16 protein-coding genes, 1 rRNA gene and 1 pseudogene are annotated in these 23,439 nt (G+C 57.2%); 4 read left to right on the top strand and 14 right to left on the bottom strand.

What is annotated here, in order from left to right:
• Positions 1-27: 27 nt before the first annotated feature.
• Positions 28-372: a cupin domain-containing protein gene (locus KGB24_RS20945; RefSeq protein ID WP_008024653.1), complete on the top strand. Its 345-nt coding sequence runs from the start codon at positions 28-30 to the stop codon at positions 370-372.
• Between the two features lie 181 nt (positions 373-553).
• On the opposite strand, the gene mmsB is transcribed toward KGB24_RS20945, so the two are convergent.
• Positions 554-1,441 (bottom strand): 3-hydroxyisobutyrate dehydrogenase, encoded by an 888-nt coding sequence (gene mmsB, locus KGB24_RS20935; RefSeq protein WP_223415912.1) that lies wholly within the window; start codon positions 1,439-1,441, stop codon positions 554-556.
• Between the two features lie 10 nt (positions 1,442-1,451).
• Positions 1,452-2,978, bottom strand: a complete 1,527-nt coding sequence (locus tag KGB24_RS20930) for a CoA-acylating methylmalonate-semialdehyde dehydrogenase (protein WP_008024085.1) — start codon at positions 2,976-2,978, stop codon at positions 1,452-1,454.
• 149 nt (positions 2,979-3,127) lie between these two features.
• Between KGB24_RS20930 and KGB24_RS20925 the strand changes: the two genes are divergently transcribed.
• Positions 3,128-4,075 (top strand): LysR family transcriptional regulator, encoded by a 948-nt coding sequence (locus KGB24_RS20925; protein WP_008024087.1) that lies wholly within the window; start codon positions 3,128-3,130, stop codon positions 4,073-4,075.
• Between the two features lie 374 nt (positions 4,076-4,449).
• Entirely contained in the window at positions 4,450-5,358 is a 909-nt protein-coding gene (locus tag KGB24_RS20920) for a hypothetical protein (RefSeq protein ID WP_223415911.1), read from the top strand.
• 142 nt (positions 5,359-5,500) lie between these two features.
• On the opposite strand, the gene KGB24_RS20915 is transcribed toward KGB24_RS20920, so the two are convergent.
• The 4 genes from KGB24_RS20915 to KGB24_RS20900 all read right to left on the bottom strand — a co-directional run bounded on the left by KGB24_RS20915 (position 5,501) and on the right by KGB24_RS20900 (position 10,489).
• A complete protein-coding gene (locus KGB24_RS20915) occupies positions 5,501-6,511 on the bottom strand; it encodes a hypothetical protein (protein WP_223415910.1) in 1,011 nt (336 codons plus the stop codon).
• A gap of 49 nt (positions 6,512-6,560) precedes the next feature.
• Positions 6,561-6,956 carry a hypothetical protein gene (locus KGB24_RS20910; protein WP_223415909.1) on the bottom strand — a complete coding sequence of 132 codons (396 nt, stop codon included), beginning with the start codon at positions 6,954-6,956 and terminating at the stop codon, positions 6,561-6,563.
• 707 nt (positions 6,957-7,663) lie between these two features.
• On the bottom strand, positions 7,664-8,329 hold the full coding sequence (locus tag KGB24_RS20905; RefSeq protein WP_223415908.1) for an HNH endonuclease signature motif containing protein: 666 nt from the start codon (positions 8,327-8,329) through the stop codon (positions 7,664-7,666).
• A 663-nt stretch (positions 8,330-8,992) separates the two neighbouring features.
• The gene (locus KGB24_RS20900; RefSeq protein ID WP_223415907.1) at positions 8,993-10,489 is read right to left on the bottom strand and encodes a tyrosine-type recombinase/integrase; all 1,497 of its coding nucleotides are present in this window, start codon (positions 10,487-10,489) and stop codon (positions 8,993-8,995) included.
• A gap of 47 nt (positions 10,490-10,536) precedes the next feature.
• Between KGB24_RS20900 and KGB24_RS20895 the strand changes: the two are divergent.
• Positions 10,537-10,671 (top strand): annotated as a pseudogene (locus KGB24_RS20895) (LysR family transcriptional regulator); the annotation flags it as partial.
• 16 nt (positions 10,672-10,687) lie between these two features.
• Here the strand turns inward: KGB24_RS20895 and KGB24_RS20890 are convergent.
• From KGB24_RS20890 to rrf, 8 genes are all read right to left on the bottom strand, one after another.
• Positions 10,688-11,401: a CatB-related O-acetyltransferase gene (locus KGB24_RS20890; protein WP_223415906.1), complete on the bottom strand. Its 714-nt coding sequence runs from the start codon at positions 11,399-11,401 to the stop codon at positions 10,688-10,690.
• 79 nt (positions 11,402-11,480) lie between these two features.
• Complete coding sequence (locus tag KGB24_RS20885; protein ID WP_207285316.1) at positions 11,481-11,981, bottom strand: OmpA family protein; 501 nt, start codon at positions 11,979-11,981, stop codon at positions 11,481-11,483.
• Positions 11,981-13,249 carry a diguanylate cyclase domain-containing protein gene (locus KGB24_RS20880; RefSeq protein WP_008024091.1) on the bottom strand — a complete coding sequence of 423 codons (1,269 nt, stop codon included), beginning with the start codon at positions 13,247-13,249 and terminating at the stop codon, positions 11,981-11,983. The genes KGB24_RS20885 and KGB24_RS20880 overlap by 1 nt, the downstream gene beginning before the upstream one ends.
• Positions 13,246-13,821, bottom strand: coding sequence for a YfiR family protein (locus KGB24_RS20875; RefSeq protein WP_223415905.1), 576 nt, complete (start codon positions 13,819-13,821; stop codon positions 13,246-13,248). Before KGB24_RS20875 ends, KGB24_RS20880 begins: the two co-directional genes overlap by 4 nt.
• Positions 13,822-13,941: 120 nt before the next feature.
• Positions 13,942-16,050: an exodeoxyribonuclease V subunit alpha gene (gene recD / locus KGB24_RS20870; RefSeq protein WP_223415904.1), complete on the bottom strand. Its 2,109-nt coding sequence runs from the start codon at positions 16,048-16,050 to the stop codon at positions 13,942-13,944.
• Entirely contained in the window at positions 16,047-19,739 is a 3,693-nt protein-coding gene (recB, locus tag KGB24_RS20865) for an exodeoxyribonuclease V subunit beta (RefSeq protein WP_223415903.1), read from the bottom strand. The genes recD and recB overlap by 4 nt, the downstream gene beginning before the upstream one ends.
• Complete coding sequence (recC, locus tag KGB24_RS20860; protein WP_223415902.1) at positions 19,736-23,188, bottom strand: exodeoxyribonuclease V subunit gamma; 3,453 nt, start codon at positions 23,186-23,188, stop codon at positions 19,736-19,738. The genes recB and recC overlap by 4 nt, the downstream gene beginning before the upstream one ends.
• Positions 23,189-23,342: 154 nt before the next feature.
• Positions 23,343-23,439 (bottom strand): 5S ribosomal RNA (gene rrf, locus KGB24_RS20855); the annotation flags it as partial.

Here is a 23,439-nt window from a genome sequence, read left to right as displayed (position 1 = left end):
CAGTTCTCCATCACGCTCGGAGTCATCATGTCCGCACCGATTACCGTTCTTCGCGACACCCACCCGCTGCCAGTGCTCGACGCCTGCAAATGGGAAAAACTCGAAGGCGATCCGCACACCGTCAACCTCAACGCCTACACCAGCGAAGACGGCAGCAAGATCATGGGCACCTGGATCTGCACGCCGGGCAAGTGGTATGTGGAATACGTGAAGTGGGAATACTGCGATTTCCGCGAGGGTTACTGCATCATCACCCCGGAAGGAAAGGAGCCGATCCATCTGCGTGCCGGTGATATTTTCGTCATCGAGCCGGGGATGAAAGGCACGTGGGAAGTGGTTGAAACCGTGCGCAAGTATTTCGTGTTTGCCTGATGCAAAAAAACCGGGAGATCACCCGACGTGATTTCCCGGTAAATGTCGATGCGCACACACCTCACCTGTAGGAGCCGGCTTGCTGGCGAAAAACTCGAGAGCAACGCGGGGGGTCAGATTCCCCGCGTTATCGTTAACGACCATCGCGAGCAGGCTCGCTCCCACAGGTTGAAGCAGGTCGTTATTGCGGTTTGCGATAGCTGTTGATGATCGCCGAGAAGTCTTTACCCCCCTCCCCACGCTGGCTCATCGCCTGATACAACTGCTGGGCCACCGCGCCGAGCACCACCGGTTGGTGCGCCTGACGCGCAGCTTCCGTGGCAAGCCCCAGATCCTTGAGCATCAGCTCGGCACCAAAACCACCGGTATAACCTCGCGACGCAGGTGCCGTTTCGACGATGCCCGGCCACGGGTTGTACATCTCCGAACTCCAGCAACGCCCCGTGGAACTGTTGATGATCCCGGCCAGCACGCCAGTGTCGATCCCCAGTGCATCACCGAGTGCCATGGCTTCGCTGACGCCAACCATGGAGATCGCCAGCAGCAGGTTGTTGCAGATCTTGGCGATTTGCCCGGTGCCGACCTCGCCACAATGGACAATGTTGCGACCCATCTGCGCCAGCACCGGTTGCAGGGTGGCAAACAGTTCAGGCGTGGCGCCGACCATGAAGGTCAGGGTCCCGGCTGCTGCACCGCCAGTGCCACCCGACACCGGCGCATCGGCCATGGCCACGCCTTGCTTGGCAGCGGCTGCCGCCACATCACGCGCGGTTTGCGGGTCGATGGTGCTGCAATCCACGGCTGGTACGCCGCTGCCGATACCGGCGAGCACGCCGTCTTCACCCAGCCACACGCTGCGCACGTGCACAGCGGCGGGCAGCATGGTGATCACCAGTTCTGCGCCTTGAGCCGCTTCACGAGCCGTCGCGCTGATGCTGCCGCCCAGTTGTTCCAGTTCGGCCAGAACGGTTTTGTTCAAATCAACCAGTCGCAGCGCGTGGCCGGCCTTGATCAGGTTGCGCGCCATCGGCGCGCCCATGTTGCCGAGACCGATAAAAGCGATTTTCATGTCCGGCTCCTTAACGCAAGTTGATGGTGGTGTTCACACCGTCGTTGACGCTGTCGTCATCAAACCAGCGACTGGTGACGGTCTTGGTCTGAGTGTAGAACTGCACCACTTGCTTGCCATACGGGCCGAGGTCGCCAAGCTTGGAACCGCGCGAACCGGTGAAGCTGAAGAACGGGACCGGCACCGGAATCGGAATGTTGATGCCGACCTGACCCACGTCGATTTCGTTCTGGAATTTGCGCGCCGCCGCACCGCTTTGGGTGAACAGGCCCGTGCCGTTGCCGAACGGGTTGGCGTTGACCAGGGCGATGGCCTCGTCGAGCGTATTCACTTCCAGCACCACCAGCACCGGGCCGAAGATTTCCTGGGTGTAGATCTGCATCTCGGGGGTCACGCCAGAGAACAGGGTCGGACCGACAAAGTTGCCCTTCTCGTAGCCGGGAACCGTGATGTCACGACCGTCCAGCTCAAGCTTGGCGCCTTCCTTGATGCCGCTTTCGATCAGATCCAGAATCCGCGCTTTGGCACGCTTGGAGATCACCGGACCAACGTCCGTGCCCGGCTCGCTACCAGCGTTGACCTTGAGTTTCTGCGCCAGCGCTTTCAGGTCCGGCAGCCATTGCTTGGCCGCGCCGACCAACACCACCACCGACGTTGCCATGCAACGCTGACCGGCCGCACCGAAACCGGCACCGACCAGCGCATTCAGCGCTTGTTCGCGGTTGGCATCCGGCAGCACCACGGCGTGGTTTTTAGCGCCCATCATCGATTGCACGCGCTTGCCGTGCTTACCGGCCAGGTCATAAACGTGAGTACCGACGGCAGTCGAACCGACGAAGGAAACCGCCTTGATGTCTTTGTGGGTGCAGAGCGCGTCCACCACGTCCTTGCCGCCGTGAACCACGTTGAGCACGCCCGCCGGAACGCCCGCCTCGATAGCCAGTTCCACCAGCAGCATGGTCGACATCGGGTCCTGCTCGGACGGTTTGAGCACGAAGGTGTTGCCGCAGGCGATGGCCATCGGGAACATCCACAGCGGAATCATCGCCGGGAAGTTGAACGGGGTGATGCCGGCGCAAACACCGATTGGCTGGCGCAGGGTGTAGGTATCGACGCCGCCTGCGACGTTCTCGGCGAACTCGCCCATTTGCAGGCTGCCGATGGAGCACGCGTGTTCGACGACTTCCAGGCCTCGGAAAATATCGCCTTCAGCGTCGGCAATGGTCTTGCCCTGCTCGTTGCTGAGCACCACGGCGATACGCTTGGAGTGTTCGCGGATCAACGCCTGGAGCTTGAGCATGATGCGCATGCGGGCGCCGATCGGCGTCAGCTTCCAGGTCTGGAAGGCGCGATGGGCGGCGCTGATCGCGGCGTCGACTTCCGAGGCGGTGGCAAACGGAACCTTGGCCAGTACTTGCTGAGTCGCCGGGTTGACGATGTCGTGCCACTCAGTGGTCTGGGACTCGACCCACTCACCGTCGATCAACAGTTTGACGTTCTGGACAGTGGTTTCGTTGGGCGTGAGCGATGCGTTCATGCTGGTCTCCTGGACTTGTTGTTATGCAGGGAGCCAAGGCGGATAAGTCGCCTTGAGATGAGGCGTGTGTCGCGAATTGGTTGTCGGACTGTTTTTGGAGTATAGATGTGCAAACTTCTAATAAGAACGCACATAAAAGCCGGTCCATCATGCAAAAAAACATCACGTCTTTAGGTTCGCTGAACTGGGATGACCTCAAGTTTTTCCTCGAAGTGGCCCGCACCCGCAAGGCCAGCACCGCGGCCAAGCGCCTGGCGGTGGACTACACCACGGTGTCGCGGCGTATCAGCTCGCTGGAAGCGGCATTGGGTACATTGTTGTTCGAGAAGTCCCGGACCAGCGGTTTTGTCCTGACCGCTGAGGGTCAGCGTTTATTGGGTTACGCCGAGTCGATCGAGAGCACGCTGCACATGGCGTGCGAACAGGTTTCCGGTTCCGGCGTGGCGCTGTCCGGTCACGTGCGGATGGGTTGCACCGAAGGGTTCGGCAGCTTTTTCATCACCCCGCAGCTGAGCCATTTCGTCGACGCCTACCCGGCGATCTCGGTGGATATCCTGCCGCTGCCGCACTTCATCAGCCTGTCCAAACGCGAGGCGGACATCGTCATCGCCCTGGAACGTCCGGAGCATGGCCCGTACGTCTGCTGCAAACTCTGTGACTACCGGTTGCAGCTGTACGCGACCCAGGACTATCTGGACAAACACCCACCGATCCGGCGCCCGGCGGACTTGGGCAAGCATTCATTTATCAGTTATGTCGACGACCTGGCCTTCAGTTCGGAGCTGTTGTACCTGGCGAACGTGCTGCCCGGTGCCAGCGCCAACTTGCGCAGCACCAGCGTGATTGCGCAATTCGTTGCAGCGCAGCAAGGGCGTTCGCTGGCGATTCTGCCGTGCTTCCTTGCGGCTCAGGATCCGCGGTTGCTGCCGGTGTTGCCGGAGGAAATCAACATCACCCGGCAGTTCTGGATGTACTGCCGCGAGGACCTGCGCAAGCTCAAGCGGATTACCCTGTTGTGGGATTACATCCGCGAAGTGACTGAGCTAAATCGCCCGTTATTACTGGGCGAAACGCGGGAGCTGCGGTTTACGGACTGAGCGTCTACAGGTAGCAAAGGAAGCTCATCCTAACGGCCTCAGAAGGCTCTTGGCAACGACTTGTGACAGTGGTTGTGACACCACTTGTGACAGTCAGAAAGGTTCTTACACAGTGGCGCACATAGGCGCGATAAAGACCCCATGCAGGCATTGAAGTGGGCACACGGGGGGACCGTGCGAGATAGTAATTGATGGAATGAGGTCTCAAAAATTTCTGTCAGGTTTCCGTTAAAAGTTAAAACCCCGCTCTGGCTTCAAAAAAAATTTCAAAGGAGTACGCCCATTTAAGTTCATTTTTGGTTGACCACGGCATTAAGTGTGAGATATTTACGATTTCGTAGAGCAGTCGCTCTTACTTAATGGACAGGATAACAATGAAGGAAACTGCTCGACTCATCGCTTGCGCTTTTATTTTTTGCTCTGCCGTTGTGGCAGCCAAGCCGAATTCAAACTCCTCAGCTGAACTCATTGCCCCTGCTGCAATAGTAAACAAACAAGACCCAACAACACCGCAAGCAACCATAACTAAGCAAGAATCCGAACTACTCCTTATAAAAGAGCAAAATCGGCTAATTAAAGAGTTTCAATCCTCACAACAGACGACAGTTTACTGGGCGTTAGGCGGAATTTTTAGCTTTGTTTTAATTCTTACCGGGCTTAGCATTCTCACAAATTTCAAACTATACGACCAAGACAAAGAGCGATTAAGAGCAGAATTTGAAGGAAAGATAAACGCCTACAAGACCCAATTCGACCTTCAGATCGAGGAGTACAAACGGGAATCCGACAAATCAAGTGATCAAAAAAGCCAAGTTCTTCAAGATCGATTTTTACTTCAGCTTTCCGAGACAAGGAAATTATCCGAAGACATTCGATCAGAGCTGATTAGCGACATAAAATCAACTGATAGCAACATCAAAAAACTCGAAACCAATCTGACCGGAGTCAATAGAAAACTTGCTGAAGCCGAAGCCGACTTGCGGGATGTAGAGGTTTTGGTTTGGGACCTAAAAGATATCCCCGGAAATATGCTAATCACTTATTCACAAGGACTTACTGCTGCGATACTGGCGCGCAATAAATCACGAGTATCCCACATACTTAGCCAGATCGTTAGCACTCTTGAAAAGAAGTACTGCAAGCCGGGATTAGACATATCATTCAAAGCCAACCATTGGCTGACAGAAAGTTTAAATGAAGCAAACGACTTAGACCCTTCGGGAGTCGCTGAAGTAAGAGACACTCTCGCCAAAATCAATATTAAGGAAGAGATTGAATCTTAGCCAAGGACTCCATAAACCACCTGATAAAAGTCCGGTGAGTAGCCAAAAGTATATTTCCAATTTCAAGCCACGACGCAAAACGTAAATATGAAACGCCCTCCGCCGATCCTTCATTGGGTCGGCCTTACGGGGCTCTTTACGATCAGCTCAAGGTGATACGGGTGATCATCGGGAAGGCAACAGCCTCGGTCTGAAGACCATCAGCGGTCAACTTCACACGGACCTTACCGTTGGCGATGATGTCCACGATGGTCATGATCTCGATGTCCCATGCTTGATGAGCACCGTTACGGGTCGCTTCGATCTTCCAGATGTCGCCGTTACGGCCTTCACGGTAGCTCAGAGAGGTGAACATCTTAGGCAGCAGGAACAGGCCATAGTCAGTGCCGCTGTAAGGCTGCACAGAGGTGCCGATCAGAGCCTCAATATCCTCGACACCGGCACGCTGAGGAGCACGCTCAAGAACGGCCAGCAGGGTCGCAGGCAGCAGGACCACGAAGTCCTCAAGGGTCGTACCTACGGTCTGGTTTACGTGGGTCGTCAAGATGTCGATAAGGTCCTCAGCGATCTCTACAGGCTTGCCGGTTGGCTTAGCCACAGAGAAGCTCTCAGTGCTTGGGGCGGTCGAAAGGATCTTAGCGATGCTCCCAGCGGCCTCATACTCGATGTCCCGCAACAGCTTCTCAGCGGTCTGGTTCATGGACTGCTCAGTGAAGCCAGCCATTAAGGTGTGGTCGAGGATTGTGAAGCGCTTGCTAATCAGCAGTGCCTCAGAGGTCGGCTCAGTGAAGATCACAGACCCAGCCAGGACGGGACCCTTCGAGATGGTCTGGTTGTCCCAGTTCTTGCGAGGATCGAAGCTGACAGTGCGGTCGGCCATGGTGATGATCTGTTGACCAGATGCCTCAGAGCCAGCCGGACGGAACTCACATGGGGTTGCCTCCATGGCAGCTTGGCGCCACTCATTGCTGTTTAGGAGTTCGCTGAGGCCCTCTGTCAGGGCTTCCACATAGACGGACACATCGGTAGCGGCTAAGTCTTCCGAACGGATGCTGCCGGTGGTGAACTGGATGGTGCTACCGTTCTCGAAGGTTGAGGTCAGGTGCTTAACGCTGGTGGTGTTCGGTGCGACGTATTGGTTAGGCAGTTTCATGGGAATGGTTCTCCTGAATTAGATAGTGGTGAGGTGTCGTGAGGTGCTGTTACCAACCAGACGATCGAGAGGCCGCACGTATGCGCTGCCCTTGTTCTCGAATGGCAGCCGCTCGGGCTTCTCTGTCGGCTTTGGCTTGAGCCAGTTCACGGGGCGTAGCGACACGGCAGCGCTCAGCATGGGCATTCGCTTCAGCTTGTTGACGAAGACGCAGACGGGCCTTCTCTGACTTGTCTACGGCGTACTCACGGGCAGCCTCAGGGACCGCATTGAGCGACAGACCGGCCTCAGCGAAGACCTTTACGATCTCAAGCTTTCGGCTCTGAACGGTGGCGCATTGAGCGACCAGCATGGGCAGCATGATGTTCTCGACGTACTCACGGCGCAGGGTCTGACCGGACACGGTGACTTCATCTTTCAGGACGTTGGTGATGGTGATTTGCATGATGTTGGTTCTCCTGTGAGGTGACCCATTCGCTCAGCCTTGGCGCCATAGACGCGCACGACAAGACGGCAAGGAGGGAGCCGCATGGGCATCTTCCAAGACTGACGAATAGGTTCTTGATTGGGCTGTGTGGCTAATGCTGGATCAGGACATGGCAAGCCTGAGAGGCATCTTTAAGGACAACCGTGGCGACGGTCGCTGTTGAGCTGGCGAGCAGCTAACGGGTGTTAGTGTTGAGCAGGACGCGTAGACATAATGGTGGGGACATTCTTCATGAGTCGAACCAATCTATCTAAGTCGATCTTAAGTTTATCCAAGAGCTCTTTGAGTGCGTCCAAGTGATACGCAGACATCCTCGTCCTGAGAAACGCATAGGCACCTTCGACATCCTTGTGAGCCCTGAGAGCCGTGGTCTTTACGGTGAAGGCTGCATAGGCAGACCTTGGAGTAATGGTTGCTTCGATGGCTAATAGGTCAGCTTGGTGCTGAGGCTCAAGACCATCTAACTCGAAGTGGAATAACATAGGACCTCCTTTGAGGTGGAAGCTAAGAAGGAATTCATAATCGTGATACCAATTACCTTAGCTTTGAGGTGATCTTGAGAGGAATCTTAAAGAGGGATCTTTAAGGGTGGTCTATAAGAAGGATCTCAGAGGGATCTTTGGGGATATCTTCCAATAGTGAGGGTAACTATAGGTGTAGGGCTATTACTGAACCTTCACACGATTAGGAGCCCCAACGATGAATCCTTGAGAGTCTCTGCGAGCCGTGTCGCCCAAGTGGTCCTTTCGGATCTGAGCGAGCCAGTGTTGAGCGGCTGTAGGGTTCTCAAAGACGGCTCTATGAAGGACCCCACGGATGGTAGTCTTCCCTATGTATTGCTCCCTTGAGGTGCAGTGCTTGTCTCGGGTCACACCCACGGGCAGGTGGGCATCCTTCTTGGGCATCCGGCGAGCTTGAAGACCAGCAACACGGTTGCCCATGTTCTCGTGGTAGGTCAGTGGTCGCAGGTTGCTGGGGTGATTGTTGTTTGGGTTGCCGTCGATATGGTCAATCACCAACGACTCATCGAACGGACCATGAGCCATCCGATAGACAATGCGGGCCTTCTGTACGCGGATTTTGTGCTTGGTGTCGCCGTCCATCCATGTGACTTCAACTTGCTGCCGGAACGATCCATTGGTGTAGGAGCCCACCGGGGCGCCCTCTACAGTTCCTCTACGGGTCTTACCGGGGATGAGCTTGAAGTCCCGCGCTACGATCCCTTCGTGGTCGTCAGCGAACTTGTAGCGTGCCTCAAGGATTTCTATTGGTGGCAGCACGCAGGCCATCACGTTGGTGCCCTGAAGGCGGATCTTGGTTGGTGTGGTCATTGGTGGTCTCCTGTGTTGGTTGATTGGTGACTGGGTGTAGTTGCAATAGTGAGGGTTTTAAATCCTACATCTATGGTCACAGCCATTTCGACCAACAAACACGGGCCCCTCAGGGCATCTTGAGGTTTTCTACGCGCACGCTCCTACGCTCACGGAGCAAGGCCAGGACCCAGCGAGCGGATTAGATTTCACGTAGGAGCGCGTTTGGATAGCAGGATACTGGTATCACTACCATGTACCAGTGGTTAAAAATCCTGCCTAACCCTGTAAGTAATGGTCCTCGGGGTCATTTTCGGAGGGTGCTCCTTCACTACTGAACATTCACCAATGGCATATTTTATTGCCTTGATAGGACCCCAGCTCTTATAGGCCGAGCTATTTATTTTGAATGTTCCGATTTTGTGTATTTTTCCTGTAGCGCCGACATGCAGCTTTTCGTTGAACTTGAGATGGTAGCTAACCACTTCTACGCTCAGTGTCTTCCCGTTATCTAATTTCAGTTCGAGCGTGGGAGTATTTATTTCCATTGTGAGGAACCTCAAGATTTATTTGATTAGGCTGAAGGCTTCAACAAGCACCTCAGCCATACGCCCTATCTCTACCGAACTTCCAGCCCCAAAAAGATCATAGCTAATCGACCCCGACGAACGCCTTAAAACTGACTCAGAGGGTCTCAAGGTGCTCACAAAGCAAACCATTGAGCATCTCAGCGATCACCGCCACAGGGACACCTGAGCCATAAATATCAAAGGTTACCGTTCCCGAGGCGTGCCCCATGACAGCTTGAGCATGAGTCGTAGGAACCCCTTTAGCCTGCATGAGGGAAGCCAATGAGTGGCACAATGAGTGGAACACTAAGCCCCTTACATAGGACTCCCCAAGAGCCTGAGGGATTGCCTGCTGGTTGACCCATTCGCCTGCTGGTCTGTATCCGATCTGTGCCAACGAATCGTTCCCGCTCTGTTTGCAGGTCTCGACATACCGTAGGAAGGCTTGAAGGTCGAACCCATAGGCACCATCAGTCAATGGAACCAGCCTCTCACTACGCTTGTTCTTGATGGATTTACCCTCACCAACCTCATTGATGTGGATAACGACAATGCCTGAGTTAAGGGTCTGAATGTCACTAACGCTCAACTGAGAGATTTCATTGAGACGCCCGCCCGTGATGATGCCAAGACTCAGCAACCAGCGTTTCCATGATGTCTCAGGGAGCTTGTTCGCATAGGCCATTAGGCTGCCTATCTGGTCCTGAGAGAACGCCTTACGGGTGGACTCAGTGCCTTTAGTGAACTTGAGTTTCTTGTCGTATGACTTTTCGAGATGACCATTCTCAACTGACCAGTTCAGGACAGCAGAGAGCTTCATCAGCATCTGATTTACCGTTGATGGTTTCCGTGTGGTCGCAAGTCTATCCCTCAAGGCCACAAGATCCGCCCTTGTGTGCATCCTCAGGTCCAAAGCTCCAAACTCGGTACACAGAACGCCATGAGTGAACTTGGTGGAACTGAGAGTGCTGGCTTTCTGTTCCCCTGCCCGGTCCGCCATGTAGAGGCCCGATAGAACCTCAAAGGTCATTGGAGCTAATACAGATAGGGATACAGGCACGCCAGTGACGTGCTTCAAATCATTCTTAGAGCCCCCCTCAAGGTCCCTGATGATATTCACCAATGGCACAGAGTCGCCCTGTAGACGCACCTGAGCAGCAGACATCACCTCCCTCGCTCTCGCTACGTGTTCATGCTGATCGACGCTGAGTGGCATCGTCGCAGCAATCTCAGATAGGTTGGTCCTAACGTCCTCGTAGAGGTCGCCCCAGTCACGGAGAGAGTGAACATCATGGGCAGACGACAAGAGACTCTCAGCGACACTCAGCAGATGCTCCCTGAGCTCACTCCAAGTCGCCTCAGGGTGATCCAAATGGAAGGCCTTGATGGTCTCGGCAAGTCGTCGTGAAGCGTCCATAGCTGCCCTTCGGTCAGTGGTCTTGAGTGAAACTGAGGTGGATTGAGTGGTGCTGCCGGTCTCTCTGAGGCGCAGATAGTAGATGCCATTGCGTCTGTAGTGATAGGGCTTAGCGAGCCTTGTAGTGGGCCTGAGAGGAATAGCAAAACTTGTGACATCACTTGTAACAGGGTGGAGCTTTGTAGTGGTCTTCATGGCAAAAGGCCCCCGTAATCATTGGGTGGGACCTTTGCAACCTGTAGTTCTGGATGTACTGCCGCGAGGACCTGCGCAAGCTCAAGCGGATTACCCTGTTGTGGGATTACATCCGCGAAGTGACTGAGCTAAATCGCCCGTTATTACTGGGCGAAACGCGGGAGCTGCGGTTTACGGACTGAGCGGCTGAGCAGATGTTCAAAGTGGGCTAGCCAATTGGCAGCCCTTGCGGGTGACTTCCAGCCGCTTGTAAACAACCCGGTTGGCCTTGTGTGACTCGATAATCATTGGCAGGGAAGTACGGGGGTCGTCCAAACGCAAGCTCAGAAGAAAATCGACATTACATTCCCACCATTTGCTCTCAAGCAACTGCGCCACAACCTCTGGCGGGTGCCGATACTTGATGACCTTCGCCGGAATCCCGGCGACTACCGCATAGGGCGGCACATCGTGGGCAACCAGTGCGCGGGTGGCGATGATGGCCCCCGTGCCCACCGTGACACCTTCCATGATCATGGCGCCATGTCCGATCCAGACGTCGTCGCCGATCGTTACATCAACGATCTCTGGTTCGAAGGACAGTTTTGTTCGGGTAAATTGGAAGGGGTGCGAACTGACCCAGTCGGACGGGTGGGTATTTTTGTCTTGCCCGATGTAGCAGTCATTTCCGATCGAACAAAACCGTCCTATCGAGGACACCGCAGACAGCACGCAACCACTTCGAATGTAAGTGTGAGCACCAATGCTCAAACGTTTGGTTCCGATCACCACATGACCGAGCGAAACATTCTCTTCCACCAGCAACGTGGTTTTGGCGTTAAGCGATGACACCCCGCCAGCGATCTTGCATTTATGCTGGCGAAGCCATTTTTTCCAGAAGTGGTTGCGGCAGTAATTTATTATTTTTTCCATGTGGCAGTCGTCGTGTTCCGTTCATCTACGGGGGTATGAATTCCCCCCCCAAAAAATAGTTAAAAAGGGAGGCAGCCGATCAGTCGGCGCTCACCACAATCGACACCCGGCGGTTTTCGGTTCGACCGGCCGCGTTATCGTTGGAGGCTACCGGCTCACTGCTGCCAAAGCCCTTTAGCTGGATATTCTGTTCTTTCATGCCGACCGCGGTCAGGACCTTGCCGACGCTATTCGCGCGGCGCAACGACAGCTGTTCGTTGTAGGTCTCTTTGCCCGACGCATCAGTGTGACCATCAACCCGCACCCGATCGATCCCGACACCCAGCAACGCCTTGCCAATGCGCTCGACGATCTCGGTGCTCTGCGGATTCAGGCTTTCGACATCACTGCCAAACAACACTTTGCCGGACAAGCCAAACGCCCAGCCCTCGTCGGTCAACTCGAAACCTTGCTGTTGGAGCACTGCAACCTGTGCCGGACTCAAACCTTTTTGTGGTGCCGTCTGGCAACCGGTCAGTGCCAGCAAAGCCATGAACAAGGGGATCGCAAGAAATCGCAGATTGAATGAGAACACGAACATTAGCTCCTGGTTTGAACATCGGCGACAGGGTGCTCCGACCCTGACGTGTGCTGTGCACCTCTGGAAAAGCGTTTGGCCTGGTACATGGCCGCATCGGCAGCATTGAGCAGAGCACCCGGTGTAGCACCATGATCCGGGTACACGGCAATGCCGATGCTCAGAGAAGTCAAAACCTGAGTATGACCCGGCAACGGGATCGGCACTTCCATGCTGGCAATGATTTTATCGGCGATCCGCTCGGCGTCTTCGGTCTTGTGCAGCGGTGTCAGCAGGACAGCAAACTCGTCCCCCCCAAGACGCGCCACCAGATCCTCTTCGCGCAGTTGCGCGCGAACCCGATTGGCGACTGCGACCAACACTGCATCGCCAGCCGCGTGACCGAAGGTGTCGTTGATTTCCTTGAACCGGTCACTGTCGAGAAACAGCACCGCTACCCGCTCGTTGAGCTTGTTGGCGTTGCGCAATGCACGAATCAATCGGCCTTCGAAAAACGCTCGGTTCGGCAACCCGGTGAGGCTGTCATGACTGGCCTGGTGGGCGAGGGTTTCATTCTCGCTTTGCAGGTGGGTTTGCCAGGATTCGAGTTCGTCGAGCAGGGCATTGAAGTCATTGCCCAGGTTATCGAGTTCGGCGATGTCGGCAGGCGGCACACGCTGGTCGAAGGCTCGTTCGCTACGCGCAGCGTGCGCCACGAACGCCAGACTGCGCAGCGGACCGGTGATCCCGCTCAGTTGTCGGCGAGCCAGATAAAGCGCCACCCAGGCACTGGCGGCGGTGCACAGAACGATGCCCACCAGACCGCTGAGCAAGAAGCGCATCAGGCTGCCGCCGTGGCCGATCAGCAGAGTGCTGCCGATTTCCTGGCCTTGATGGATGATCGGCATGCTGATGGGCTCTTCCAGAAAGGCTTTGGCCATCTGCATTTCGAGATCAGAGAACAATCCGGTTTCCGGCCGCTGCCAACGCGCCAACAACTTGCCTTGCTCGTCCAGCACTTGGGCATCCGCCACTTCTTCGGTGGAGGCGATCAGTGCCAGCGCTTCAGTAGCGGCGGCTTTGTCGTTGAACACCACGGCAGCTTCCACGGTGTAGTTGATGGAGCGCGCGATCAGGTGCAGGTTGTGGTCGGCATAGACCCGCAACGCCAGGACGCCGAGCAGCGTCAGCGAGATGCTGGCCATGGCCACGCCGACCAGCGCGACGATCAAATGACCGCGGCCAATGACCGAACGCAAGGTCGGACGACTGCCAGGTTTGAATAGCCTCATGGCGCCGCCGGTTTGCGGCGGGACAGTTGCAGCACACTTGGGTGAATTCGCACGCCGCTGCGGGCGACAGAATCGAGGTTGACCTCAAAGGACACTTGTTCATCGCCGACACGCAAACAGAACAGACTGCCGACGGTACATTGATCGTCGCTTTCGCTGATGCTCAACACCGGATACCCGCTCAGCGAAGCGAACAACCGGCTGCGCTCTTCGCTGGTCAATTTGCCGATGTACACCGCGTCGCACTCACTGACAATGGATGAGTTGTCGGCCAGCAGGCGGCGCACGGTAACGGGTCGGCCAGTGGCCTGGGTGGTGCCCTTGACCAGGTCGTCGGTGTATTCGGTAGGGCCGACGATGCACAAACGAAGTCGTGCTGGCTCAACTGGCCAGCGGGCATAGCTGAGTATCCCAAGTACAACCTGCGTGACCGATTTGGCGCGCTGGTCGGCCATGCCTGGTGGTGTTTGCGCTTGAGCGAAAACGAAGCCGCTCAGCAAACAGAGAAAACCTGCAAGTACGGCCTGCTTGCAGCCAGCAACGCACTCTGTCATCCAGACAGCCACCTTCATGCAGGGATTCTCTTCGATCGTAACGGGAGGGTGCCGCAACGATAGCACAGCGCTGAAACACCAGCGAGGCCACGTACGACGGCACTTCGGACAGTTTCCGGCGTCCGGTGCCGCCGCCATTTATTGCCTCGGCTCGACTGTCTCTTCCAACTCCAGCATCAACCCGCTCAACCGCTTGACCTTGCGTCGCACCGCCTCTTCAAACACTCCGGCACGTGGCTCGATCAATGTGAACCAGTCCTTGGCCCGGGTAATGCCGGTATAGATCAGCTCCTTGGTCAGAACCGGGTTCAGGGCGTCCGGCAAAATCAACGCCGTATGGGCAAACTCGGAGCCCTGGGATTTGTGCACGGTCATGGCGTACACGGTTTCGACATCATTGAGCCGACTCGGCAGGACAAAACGCACGCCACCCTGGCCGTCATTGCGCGGGAAGGCCACGCGCAATACCTGACGACCCGCCTCGGGGCCATCGCGCTCCGGCAGCTTGAGGGCGATGCCGATGTCGCCGTTCATCAAACCCAAGCCATAGTCGTTACGGGTCATCAGCACAGGCCGGCCTTCGTACCACTGCTGATTGCTGTCGATCAATCGAGCCTTGAGCAACGCATCGGTCACGCGCTGATTCAAGCCCTCCACACCCCATGGCCCTTTACGAACGGCACACAACAACTGGAAGGCGTCGAAGGCTTGCAGCACCTGGCGCGCCCAATCGGTCCAGCGTGAATCCTCAAGCGAGCTGTCGGGCGATGGCCGCAGGTTGCGCAGCAGGCTGAGGTAATGCCGGTAGCCTTGCGGCCCATCACCATGACCTTCGAGCAATAGGCGCTCCAGCGCCCGGTCTTGTTCACCCTTGAGGGGCAGGGAAAATACATCGCCGTGGCTTCGAGCCGCCAGCAGCTGCCGAGCCTCTTCGGGTTGTTGCCGGTTGACCCAGCGTGCCAGTTGACCAATGCCGCTTCCCTCGCCGAACCGGCGCGAGTGACGCAGCATCACCACTTGCTGGGCCAGTGGATGAGTCCCCTGAGTGTCTTCTTGCAAACCACTGGCTGCGAGGTTTTCACCACTGACTGTTTCCAGCCACTGACTCGTCTGCGGGCTATACCAACCCGCCTCGGCGTCGCGGCACAGATCACCCAGCACAGCGCCGGCTTCCACCGAGGCCAGTTGGTCCTTGTCACCCAGCAGAATCAGTCGGGCATGGGCCGGCATCGCATCGAGAAGATTGGCCATCATCTCCAGGTCGATCATTGAGGCTTCATCCACCACCAGCACATCCAGCGGCAAACGGTTACCGGCGTGGTGCCGGAAATGTCGTGTACCAGGCCGACTGCCGAGCAGACGGTGCACGGTGGTAACGTCTGACGGAATTTTATCTCGCACGGCTTCAGCGACTTCCAGCGTGCGGACTTGTTGGCTGATGGACTCCGTCAATCGTGCCGCAGCTTTCCCGGTGGGGGCGGCGAGACGGATGCGCAAGGGTTTGCCAGCCTCCACCGCCGGCGCCTGAAGCAATGCCAGCAAGCGCACGACCGTGGTGGTCTTGCCCGTCCCCGGGCCGCCGGTGACGATGCTGAAGGCGCTGCGGGTCGCCAAGGCACACGCGAGTTTCTGCCAGTCGATCACCTCGCCAGGCCTGGCCGGACCGAACAGACCGACAAGACGTTGGGGCAGATCACTCGGCGTGGTTTCGTGTTCGGCCAGACGCACACGCAGGGCGTCATCGATACGCCGCTCGTAAGCCCAATAGCGGCGCAGATAAAGGCGTTTTCCCGACAGTACCAATGGCCTTTGTTGAGCCGTTTCACGCCTGTCTGCTGCCAATGCGACCAGATTGCTGGCGGCCAGCACCTTGCACCAATGGGCGCCGTCCAGCGCCTCAAGCAATTGTGATGGCAGCAGCATCGCGCCACTTTGCAGATCACCTTCCGGCGGCAATGACAGTGCGAAGTCAGGCTCTTTCAGGGTCTCGAACAGGTCCAGGCAGACATGGCCGTGACCCAATTGATGACTGGTCAATGCCGCAGCCAGTAGCACCAGAGGATCATCGCCGGGAGCAAGTTCGTGCAAGAACGCAACGAAGGCCTTGTCCAGCGCTCGCAACCAGCCCCGTTCGACCCAACGGGTGAGCAGCAGCAACAAGTCATCGGCACGACTCAACGGTGCCAGACTCGCCAGACTTTCCGCTGCCAACGGTGTCGGCAGCAAATCGGCGAAGGTACGACTCATAGCAGTACTCCCTGTTCCCAGGCGGGTTCGGCCTTGGGTTCTGGCTTGCCCTGGAACAGCCGGTCAAGACGCTCGATCAGTTCTCTTGGCGGACGGGCGAAATACACGCCCTGACTGGACGCGCGGGTGCCGCGCAGGAACAGATACAGCGCCCCACCGACGTGCCGGTCGTAATCGTAATCGGCAAGCCGCGCTTTGAGTTGGCGGTGCAGGGCCAACAGGTACAGCACGTATTGCAGGTCGTAGCGATTGTCCAGAATCGACTGCTCCATGGCTTGCTCGGTATAGGCCATGTCATCGACGCCCAGCCAGTTGGATTTGTAATCGGCGACGTAATAGCGACCATCATGTTCGAACGTCAGATCGATGAAACCTTTGAACATGCCATTGAGCAGCACCGGTTCGGCTGCAACACGGGCAACGCCGTTGTGGGTGTATTGGCGGACCAGTTCGTCGAGTTTGAGCACATCGACTTTATGGCTGGCGAACCAGAATTCCATCTCGACGCGGTACTGGGTCAATTGCTCGAATATCACTGGCGCCTGTCCGGCACCGATGTGCAGCGGGGACTTGAGCAGGTGCTGCAGCCAATCGCTCAGCGTGGTGATCCAGCCTTCCCAGCCACGACGGTTGCAGCGACGGGCAATGGCATCTTCCACGGCTTGTGGTGTGGCGGCAAAACCTTCGTTACCGGCCCATTCAAGCAAACCATGGAGAAAGGTGCCGGGGTTCGGACCCCGAGGGAAGCGATGGATATCGGCACCGCCAGCGACCACTTCTCTCGGCGCTTCCGGGTCAAGGCGCTCGTCGTCAAACAGCTTTTGCGCTTGCGGGTTTTCCGGTGCTTCGTCACTGCCCACGCTCAGGCTGTCGCCAATGCGCAGGGCGCTGTAGGAGGCAATCCACCAGTTTTCGCTGGCCTTGCGCTTGGGAATCAGCGGGGCAAGCAATGTCGCATCGTTTTGCGGCGGGTGGTAATGCTCGGCGGTTTCTTCAGGCATTTCACTGTAGTTCAGCGCCGCACAATCCTGCTGCAAGTCTTCAAGCCAACGCGTCAACCCCGCCGATTCGTTCAATGGCGCACCACCGCCCAGCAAATAACCCAGTGCCGAAAGGTGCAGCACCGAACTGTTGTTATTGCCGCGCTTGAGGTCCGTAACACCGAGCCAACAGGCATGTTGTGCACGGGTCAAGGCCACATACAACAAGCGCAGATCCTCGGCCAGGCGCTCATGATCGGCCAGCGCGATCAACTCGGGTGTCGGCTTCAACGTCACCTGGGCCTTGCCGGTCTCGTCGTGGTAATGCAGCGGCAAGCGGCTGCCGTCGACCGGCTTCGCCGAACACACGAACGGCAGGAACACCAGCGGATACTCAAGCCCCTTGGACTTGTGAATCGTCACGACCTTGACCAGTTGCTCGTCGCTCTCCAGACGCAGTATCTGCTCTTCGCCAGCTTGGCCGGACAACGCCAGGTGTTCGGATAAATGCCGGATCAATGCTTGCTCGCCATCGAGTTCGGCGGCCGCCTGTTGCAGCAGTTCGGACAAGTGCAACAGATTGGTCAGCACACGCTCGCCGTCGCTTCGCGCGATCAGTGCCTGAGGTAGCTGGAAGTCATGCAGCAAGCGACGCAGCATCGGCAGCACACCCTGTTTGCGCCAGAGTTCGCGATAACCGCGGAACTGCATGACCCGCGCTTCCCACCCCAACTCGTCCTGATTCAAGCGTTCCAGCTCAGCCAGCGACAGATTCAGCGTGATACAGGCCAACGCCGCTCGCAGCGGACGCTCGACATCCGGCTCGGCGCAGGCCTTGAGCCAGGTCAGCAGGTCATGAGCTTCCTGTGCGGCGAACACCGAGTCCTTGTCCGACAGATACACGCTGCGCACGCCCCGGGCCGTGAGTTCGGCGCGCACGGCCTGAGCCTCTTTGCCGTCACGTACCAGGATCGCAATATCCGCTGGCAGCAAGCCTTTGAAGTCCTTGCCGTCCTGGATAAAACCCGCCTGGCCTTGTTGCCCGCCATTGAGCAAAGCAGTGATTTCGCTGGCGCAAGCAGCGGCTAATTGCTGTCGGTAAACGGCACCGGACAATGGTTGTTCGGCGGGCAGATGCCAGATGTTCAGAGCGGGTACAACCTGACCCTTTACCTGCAGAACTTCTTTGCGGCCCTGGGAGGCGACCGGCAGGAACGGCACCGGATTTTCGCCACTTTTTTCACGGAACAGAAATGCGCCCCGCCCCGCTTCCCGCGACTCGGCGCGCTCGAACACATGGTTCACCGCATCGACCATGCCATGGCTGGAGCGGAAGTTGGTGCCCAGGGTATGCAGCCGGCCAGTGGTGGCCTGGCGGGCACGCAGGTAGGTATAGATGTCGGCACCACGGAAGGCGTAGATCGCCTGCTTCGGGTCGCCGATCAGGAACAGGCCGCATTCAGGATTGTTGTCCTCGATGCGATAGATGCTTTCGAAGATCTGGTACTGAACCGGGTCGGTATCCTGGAATTCGTCGATCAACGCTACCGGAAATTGCTCGCGGATCAGGGTTGCCAAACGTTCGCCGCCCTCGGCTTGCAACGCAGCATCGAGGCGCAGCAGCATGTCATCGAAACCCATTTCCGCGCGGCGACGTTTTTCCTCCTCGAACCGCGCGCCTACCCACTGAGCGGCGTGTTGCAGGACTGCCGCATCGGGGGTCGGCAAACTGTCGAGACTGGCCTTGAGGCCAGGCATTGCGTCCAGTCCCGGGTGATTGGGCACTTCGCCCTTTTTCCATGCCTCAGCCATGCCATCAGGTGTCAGGCGAGTGAAGCCGGTGCCAATATCCAACTGCTCAAGCAATTCATCTTCGGCCCAGGCTTTTATCTTTTCGAACCAGGGTTCGAAATAGCGTGCCTGCATCTTCCGACCGTCGACGCTTTTACTCGCGATGCCCTCATGACAGATGGCAAGCAACTCGTCCGCCCATTGACGCCAAGGCATTTTGAGGTCGAGCAATGCGGCTCGTCGCTCTTGCAGACACTCAGTGATCAGCTCGACAGGCTCTTTGCCTTCAGTGCTGTGGCGCTCACTGGCGAACAAACCACGAACTCGCGGCAACAGGGCTGCGGGCCCGCCCCAATTACCGCGCACCCAATTCAGCGCATCGCCTTGCATCGGGTAACAGAACAATCGCCAGTAATCGCGCAGAACCTCGCCGAGCAAATCACTGTGATCGGTTTCCAGGGTCTGGGTAAACAGGCTGCCACTGTCGAACGCGTGCTCGCGCAACATGCGCTGACACCAACTGTGGATGGTCGAGACAGCTGCTTCGTCCATCCACTGAGCAGCGATGTCCAGACGGTTTGCGCATCCGGGCCACTGCTCGGGAAGGTACTGTTCACGCAGCTCTGCAATCAGGGCATCCGGCGCCGGTGTTTCATCGCGGAAAAACCGTGCGGCTTCGGCAAGACGCGTTCGAATACGTTCGCGCAGCTCTTTGGTCGCGGCGTCGGTGAACGTCACAACGAGGATTTGCGGCGGTAACAATTCACGTCCAAATCCGCTTGATTCTCCGCCGTGGCCCAAGACCAGACGCAGGTACAACGCGGAAATAGTGAAGGTCTTGCCGGTCCCGGCACTGGCCTCGATCAGTTGACTGCCGCGCAGCGGGAACGCCAGGGCCAACGGTGTCTGGCCGGTCATGAGCGCGGCTCCTCGCTGGTCAATGTGCGCCAAGGCGCTTCCAGCATTGGCTTGTACAAGGCGTTGCACCAATCGGCGAAGGTCTCGTCGGCAATCAGTGCGTCATAGTCAGCAAACTGCCGGGCGAGCGCGGGACTTTCGCGGCGCTCGCCGTCAGTGGTCAGGCCGTCACCTTCATAGGCTTTGCGAGCAGCCGCGTCGGCTTTGGCAGGATCAGTCTGGTTTAGCCAGGCAAACGCCGTTTTTACTGCAATGGGTAGCGGTTGGCGCATGCCTGCTTGCCAGGCCATCAGCAGGTCGCTCAAGGTCCGGAATGCAACATCCTTCTCCATCGGACCGAGCAGCAGGCTGTCGTCACTGGCCACCAGCGCAGTGGTCATGGCCATTCCACTGGCGCTGGCAACCAGATGATTGACCCATGACCGTGTCAGACGATGCCATTTGCGAGACTTGATCGAGCCGATGCTGTTGGGAATCGTGGTGACCGACAGCAAACCACCGTCGGCTCGCTGATGCAGACCGCTGAGCCAACCTTCGAGGCGCAGCCCTTGCAGCTCAAGACTCACAGGTAAAGCGCTGGTGAGCGGTGTCGGCCATAGGGCCAAAAGCTGTTGATAACGCTGCAGCAGATCCGGCAATGGCTCGATCAATTCCCGTTGCAGGCATTCGCCAAAGCCGGCCATGGGCAGCAGGCCGCTGTTTTGCAGACGTTTGGCCTGCGCCTCCAAAGCCTGATCGGATTGATCCAGATGCTCCAGCGCGGCGTCGAGCAAACTGTCGCTGAGGCTGTAGCGTTGCAACGCGTCGAGGACAAATGGCTCCTCATCGGCAAGCGGCACTTCAGCCGCTTCAAAGAACACCTTCAGCCGCTGACTGAAGAAGTGCCGCACCGGGTTGCGCAGAAAGTCCTGCAGTTGGCCAAGGCTTAGCGGCTCTTCCTGGACATAGGGGGCGAGAATGCTGTTATCGGTTGCCGACTCAACTGCATGATGAAGCACCTGCCATTCGCTGGCGTAGCTGAACAAGTCATCGCCTTCGTGGAAATAGCGGGCACTGAAAGGCTGTAACGGGTGCTCCTGAGTCATTGCCTCAAGCAAGTCTTCATCGGCATTGTGCAGTTGCCATCCGCTGGCCAGATGGTCGCGCAGTTGGCCAATCAGCACAGAAGCCGGGCGTTCGCTGTTATCGCGAATGCTGCGGCCAACCCAACTGATGTAGAGCTGGTTACGTGCTGACAGTAGCGCTTCCAACAATAGATAGCGGTCGTCTTCGCGCCGGGAGCGGTCACCCGGACGGTAATCGCTGCCCATCAGGTCGAAGTCCAGTGGCGGTTGCGCACGCGGATAATCGCCATCATTCATCCCGAGCAGGCAGACCAGCTTGAACGGGATCGCGCGCATGGGCATCAAGGTGCAAAAGTTAACTGCACCGGCGAGAAAACGTTGGGACAAGCGCCCCTGATCGAGGCCGGCAAGCCAGGCCTCACGAACTACGGTCAACGGCAACTCGTCGTGCAGACCGACAGACTCACAGGTCTCAAGCCAGGTCTCACGCAACTCTTCGAGCTGGGCAAGCAGGTAGTCGTCATGCTCATTGCTGGCCTGGAAAAACAACTGCACCAACGCTTGCAGGCGCATCCCCCATTGCAGGGGCGGCGCAGGTCGGGTGAGTTCCTGATGAGCAATTTCAAGCGCATCCAGGAGCGCCACTAAAGGACCTATGAGCGCGGCGTCCAGACCACCGATCTCATCGTAGGGCTCGATACCTTGGCAGGCACTGGCGCTGCCGACTGCATACCCAAGCAACATCCGCCGTAAGCCGAAACGCCAACTGTTTTGCTCCAGTTCCTGCGGCAATCCAAGCCCCGCTCGTTGCTCTGCGCTCATGCCCCAGCGGATGCCCGCGCCTTCGATCCAGCGATGCAGGGTCGGCAGGTCACGCTCCTCTACACCGAAGCGAGCGCGCAACGCTGGAACGTCCAGCAGATCAAGGATCTCACTGACGGGGAAACGACTGTCTGGCAGTTTGAGCAGGTGTTCGACAGCAATCAGCAGTGGATCACGACCGCGCTGGCCTTGATCTGCGAGCGTGAATGGAATGAATCGTGGGTCATGACGTTCAAGCTGGCCGAACACAGCGCGAATATGCGGTGCATAACTGTCGATGTCCGGAACCATCACGATAACGTCGCGCGGTCTTAACTCAGGATCAGCACTGAAGCGTGCGAGTAACTGATCGTGAAGTATCTCTACTTCGCGCTGAGCACTGTGGGCAATGTGAAAACGGATCGATTGATCCACATCTGTATCGACTGCCGGCCAGCGTTCGCGTGTTTCATTCAGAGGGCGCAATTCGAGGATGTCGTCCTGCAGCTGGTTCAGCAGGTTCTGTGGCTGGCTGTCACTGAACAGATCAATGCGCCCATCACGAAACGCCGAGCGATAGCTGTTGGGATCGTCGTAGCTGTCGAGCAGATTTATGTAGTCCCGCCCTTGTTTACCCCACGCTGCCAACAGCGGATGGGCATACTGATGCAGGGTTTGCGAATCCAGCACGACCGGCATGCCACTCTTGCGGGCCTGACGTTTGTATTGATGCCGCAACAGGTCTTTATCGGCGACGATGTCCGCCCAATGGTGACGACATGGGTTGTGCACGCAAAGCAAAACCTGGCTGAAACGGGCCAGACCGGCGAGTGCTTCCAGAGCCTGAGCGGGAAGCGAAGAAATCCCGAAAACGATCACTCGGGATGGTAATCCGTCGGGGGCGACATCGAGGTTGTTAATGCGCTCGATAAATCGTTGATGGACGCCAGCACGACTTTGCGCCATGCCTTGCTCCCCCACATCCAGCAACAACGCACGCCACAATTCCGCCTGCCAGCAGTTGGCCGGGGTCAGGGGTTTGGCTTCACCCCGACCGTTGCGTAATTGATGACGACCTTCAGCCCAGTCCTCAAGCCAGTCGGCTCGGTACACCTGATACTGGTCGAACAGGTCTGCCAGTCGCTCAGCCAGTTGATAGCGTTTGCGCAAATCGGTGTCATTGGTCAGAAAGCGATGCAGAGGCTCGAAGTGGGGCTGACCTATCAACTGCGGAAGCAGCCGCATGAGTCGCCAGGTCAGCGGGGCCTTATCGAGCAAAGACTTGGCGGGAATTTCATCTCTGCCAAGCACCATGCGGTAGAGCTGCCACATGAAGCTGCCCGGTAATTGCACGTCGATGGCTGCGGCGATTCCGCAGCCACCCATATCGTCCTCTTCCGGGTCTTCTGCCAGTGCCAGCTTTAGCCACTGGGCGATGCCGTTGCTCTGCACCAGAGCGATTTCATTTTCCAAGGGAGCCAGCGGGTATCGCCGCATCCAGCTGACCACCAGGCTGCGCAGCTCGTCTAGGCGGTTACCGTGAACCACCATAAAACCAGCACTGAGGGACGTCGCGTCCGGCATAAAGGCTTCCTTGGAAAAATACAAAAGCTAGGGCCGAACCTTAGCATTGTCGGGAGACTGTGACAGCCGGGAGCTGTCCGGTAATGCTGTACGAACTTTCCTGCGGGCAAAACAAAACCCCAACTGCTTTCGCAATTGGGGTTTCGGAATTTAATCTTGACGATGACCTACTCTCACATGGGGAAACCCCACACTACCATCGGCGATGCATCGTTTCACTGCTGAGTTCGGGATGGGATCAGGTGGTTCCA

It is taken from the genome of Pseudomonas sp. BF-RE-25 (genome assembly GCF_019956105.1).
In the GTDB taxonomy this organism is placed as follows: domain Bacteria; phylum Pseudomonadota; class Gammaproteobacteria; order Pseudomonadales; family Pseudomonadaceae; genus Aquipseudomonas; species Aquipseudomonas migulae.
This window is presented reverse-complemented; position numbering and strand designations above follow the sequence as displayed.

What these genes read in the sequence shown, in the direction of transcription:
- KGB24_RS20945 (WP_008024653.1), top strand. Translation starts at nt 28, where the DNA reads ATGTCCGCACCGATTACCGTTCTTCGCGACACCCACCCGCTGCCAGTG.
- mmsB (WP_223415912.1), bottom strand. Translation starts at nt 1,441, where the DNA reads ATGAAAATCGCTTTTATCGGTCTCGGCAACATGGGCGCGCCGATGGCG.
- KGB24_RS20930 (WP_008024085.1), bottom strand. Translation starts at nt 2,978, where the DNA reads ATGAACGCATCGCTCACGCCCAACGAAACCACTGTCCAGAACGTCAAA.
- KGB24_RS20925 (WP_008024087.1), top strand. Translation starts at nt 3,128, where the DNA reads ATGCAAAAAAACATCACGTCTTTAGGTTCGCTGAACTGGGATGACCTC.
- KGB24_RS20920 (WP_223415911.1), top strand. Translation starts at nt 4,450, where the DNA reads ATGAAGGAAACTGCTCGACTCATCGCTTGCGCTTTTATTTTTTGCTCT.
- KGB24_RS20915 (WP_223415910.1), bottom strand. Translation starts at nt 6,511, where the DNA reads ATGAAACTGCCTAACCAATACGTCGCACCGAACACCACCAGCGTTAAG.
- KGB24_RS20910 (WP_223415909.1), bottom strand. Translation starts at nt 6,956, where the DNA reads ATGCAAATCACCATCACCAACGTCCTGAAAGATGAAGTCACCGTGTCC.
- KGB24_RS20905 (WP_223415908.1), bottom strand. Translation starts at nt 8,329, where the DNA reads ATGACCACACCAACCAAGATCCGCCTTCAGGGCACCAACGTGATGGCC.
- KGB24_RS20900 (WP_223415907.1), bottom strand. Translation starts at nt 10,489, where the DNA reads ATGAAGACCACTACAAAGCTCCACCCTGTTACAAGTGATGTCACAAGT.
- KGB24_RS20890 (WP_223415906.1), bottom strand. Translation starts at nt 11,401, where the DNA reads ATGGAAAAAATAATAAATTACTGCCGCAACCACTTCTGGAAAAAATGG.
- KGB24_RS20885 (WP_207285316.1), bottom strand. Translation starts at nt 11,981, where the DNA reads ATGTTCGTGTTCTCATTCAATCTGCGATTTCTTGCGATCCCCTTGTTC.
- KGB24_RS20880 (WP_008024091.1), bottom strand. Translation starts at nt 13,249, where the DNA reads ATGAGGCTATTCAAACCTGGCAGTCGTCCGACCTTGCGTTCGGTCATT.
- KGB24_RS20875 (WP_223415905.1), bottom strand. Translation starts at nt 13,821, where the DNA reads ATGAAGGTGGCTGTCTGGATGACAGAGTGCGTTGCTGGCTGCAAGCAG.
- recD (WP_223415904.1), bottom strand. Translation starts at nt 16,050, where the DNA reads ATGAGTCGTACCTTCGCCGATTTGCTGCCGACACCGTTGGCAGCGGAA.
- recB (WP_223415903.1), bottom strand. Translation starts at nt 19,739, where the DNA reads ATGACCGGCCAGACACCGTTGGCCCTGGCGTTCCCGCTGCGCGGCAGT.
- recC (WP_223415902.1), bottom strand. Translation starts at nt 23,188, where the DNA reads ATGCCGGACGCGACGTCCCTCAGTGCTGGTTTTATGGTGGTTCACGGT.